Consider the following 2,796-nt stretch of genomic DNA (forward strand, 5'->3'; position numbering starts at 1 on the left):
CTCGCGCTCGGGCTGCCGCAGCGGGTCGACGACCCGCGGCTCGACCCGCTGCGGCAGGCCGCCCGCGACGGCGGAGCCACCGTGGTACTGAGCGCGGCCGTCCGCCATCCCGACGGGCGGCGGACCATCTCGTCGCTCGTGGTCGACCCGACCGGAGCCGTCCGGTCGGCGTACGACAAGCAGCAGCTCTGGGGCGGCGAGCGGGACCTGTTCGACGCGGGCCGGCGCGGCGCCACGCTGCTGGTCGACGGCTGGCGGCTCGGCCTCGGCATCTGCTACGACGGCTGCTTCCCCGAGCACGGCCGGGCCGCCGCGGCGGACGGCGCGCACGGGTACCTCTGCCCGAGCGGCTACCTGGCCGGCTCCGAGCACCGGCGCGACCTCTACTACGCGGCCCGCGCCCTGGACAACACCATGTACGTCGTCTTCGCCAACGCGGTCGGCGGCACCGACCCGTGGCGCTTCAACGGCGGCGCGGCGGTGTACGACCCCGAGGGGCGCCCGTTGGCCCGTGGCGCCGACACGGGGGAGGAGGTGCTCGTGGCGACCTTCGACCCGGCGGCGCTGGCGGCCACCCGGGCGGCCCACACGATGCTCACCGACCGGCTGCCCGACCAGGGGCTCCCCCGAACGGTGCTGACCGGCTGACGGACGGCGCGCAGCCGCTCGCCCCTGTCGGCGACACACCTCGGTCCCGTAAGGTGCCCGCGTGCCGCTGCTCCTGCTCGACCTGGACAACACCCTGCTCGACCGGGCTGGGCCGTTCCGCGCCTGGGGAGAGGGCTTCCTGGCGGAGATCGGCGCGCCGGCCACCGACATCGACTGGCTGCTCTCCATCGACGCCGACGGGCTGACCGACCGGTGGGACGTGGCCGACGCCATCCGGGACCGCTACGGGCTGCGGATTCCCGCCATCGACCTGGTCGAGGAGCTGCACGACGGGGTGGTGGCGAACACCCGGCTGGATCCGCTGGTCGCCTGCGCGCTGCGGATCGCCGGCGACGCCGGCTGGGTGCCGGTGGTGGTGAGCAACGGCGCGGTACGGCAGCAGGAAAAGAAGATCCGCCAGACCGGCCTGGACCGGTACGTCGCCGACTGGGTGATCTCCGAGGAGGCCGGGGTCAGCAAGCCCAACCCGAGGATCTTCGCGGTCGCCGCCCAGCGGGGCCGGATGCCGCTGCGCGGCGCCTGGGTGGTCGGGGACAGCCCGGAGGCGGACATCGGCGGCGCGGCCGCGGTCGGCCTGCCCAGCGTCTGGCTGCACCGGGGTCGGCGCTGGTCGGACACCCGGTTCGCGCCCACCCGCACAGTGGACGGGCTGATCGCCGCGGTGGCCACCGTGCTGGGCGGCTGAGCCACCAAATTAATCGGTTGACCCCGAGTGGGCGGCCGGTGAGCATGGTGCCGCGCGAGGGCGCACCCGGGCCGGTGCCCGGTCGAGGAGAGGAGGTCGGTAAATGGCCGTCTTTGCAGGGTCGTTCCGCCTGCCTCCACCAGCCTCGATCGAAGGATCAACCCACCCGTGCGCGAACACGACTTTCCGGCGCGCGAGCGCCGTGGCCGCGGCAAGAGCCGCTTCGACGACGATGAACCCTACTTCCTGAAGCACGGCCGGCACGCCGAGCCGGCCCTCGCCGAACCCGACGACGAGCCCGATCCCGAGGACCGCTGGTCCTCCTGGGACAAGGCCGTGCACGGGCCGGAACCCCACCCGGAGTGGCTGGTCACCGAGCTGGCCGCGAAGGACACCGAACTCGGCGTGCTCAAGACCGGCAAGGAGGCGGACGTCCACCTCGTCCGCCGGGCGGTGCCCGGGACCGACCGGTCCTGCCTGCTGGCGGCGAAGCGCTACCGGGACGCCCAGCACCGGCTCTTCCACCGGGACGCCGGCTACCTGGAGGGGCGGCGGGTGCGCCGGTCCCGGGAGAACCGGGCGATGGCCGGCCGCACCGCGTTCGGCCGGCAGATGATCGCCGGGCAGTGGGCGGCGGCCGAGTTCGCCGCGCTCGCCCGGCTCTGGGAGATCGGCGCCGCCTCCGGGCGGATCGCCGTGCCGTACCCGGTGCAGCTGCTCGGCACCGAGCTGATGCTGGAGTTCGTCGGGGACGCCGACGAGGGGCAGGCTGCACCCCGGCTGGCCCAGACCCGCCCGGAGCCCGACGAGCTGCGCGACCTCTGGGAGCAGCTGGTCGACGCCCTGGTCGTGCTCGCCCGGGCCAGGTACGCCCACGGCGACCTGTCCCCGTACAACCTGCTGGTGCACCGCGGGCGGCTGGTCATGATCGACCTGCCGCAGGTGGTCGACGTGGTGGCCAACCCGCAGGGCCCCGAGTTCCTCGCCCGCGACGTCCGGGTGGTGGGCAGCTGGTTCGCCGCGCGGGGAATACCGTCGGCCGACACCGACCCGGCCGAGCTGACCGCGCTGCTGCTGCGGGAGGCCGGCATCCGGTGAACGCGCACGTCCCGGGCGGGTCCACGCCCGCCCGGGACGGGTCGTCCGGGTCGTCCGGGACGCGTGGTCACTGCAGGTAGCGCTCGACCTCCGGCACCGGGCGCTCGCCCTGGGCGTCCGGGTCGCCGTGCGCCTGCCGGGCGGCCCGGCGCCGGCGCAGCAGGTCCCAGCACTGGTCGAGGGATTCCTCCAAGGCCCGCAGCCGCTCCCGGGCCTCGTCGTCGGTGCCGGCCTCGTGCTCCTGGGCGGCCGCGCGCAGCCGGTGCTCCTCGTCGACCAGTTCGGAGATCCGGTTCAGGATGGTCTTGTCGTCCATGCCCGAAGCCTGTCGCTTATACAAATCT

At 74.4% G+C, this 2,796-nt stretch carries 4 protein-coding genes; 3 read left to right on the top strand and 1 reads right to left on the bottom strand.

The features are described from left to right. The 3 genes from DKL51_RS04390 to DKL51_RS04400 form a co-directional block, all read left to right on the top strand. Nucleotides 1–648: carbon-nitrogen hydrolase family protein (locus tag DKL51_RS04390; protein WP_148097723.1), on the top strand; the 648-nt coding region annotated here is incomplete at its 5' end. 61 nt (nt 649–709) lie between these two features. After that, nucleotides 710–1,354, top strand: a complete 645-nt coding sequence (locus DKL51_RS04395; protein WP_109947179.1) for an HAD family hydrolase — start codon at nt 710–712, stop codon at nt 1,352–1,354. 168 nt (nt 1,355–1,522) lie between these two features. Next, nucleotides 1,523–2,452, top strand: a complete 930-nt coding sequence (locus tag DKL51_RS04400; RefSeq protein ID WP_109947178.1) for a serine protein kinase RIO — start codon at nt 1,523–1,525, stop codon at nt 2,450–2,452. Nucleotides 2,453–2,519: 67 nt separating this feature from the next. On the opposite strand, the gene DKL51_RS04405 is transcribed toward DKL51_RS04400, so the two are convergent. Further along, a complete protein-coding gene (locus tag DKL51_RS04405; protein WP_109947177.1) occupies nt 2,520–2,768 on the bottom strand; it encodes a DUF2630 family protein in 249 nt (82 codons plus the stop codon). Nucleotides 2,769–2,796: the final 28 nt, after the last annotated feature.

The organism is Micromonospora globispora (assembly GCF_003857015.1).
GTDB classification, from domain to species: Bacteria; Actinomycetota; Actinomycetes; order Mycobacteriales; family Micromonosporaceae; genus Micromonospora; species Micromonospora globispora.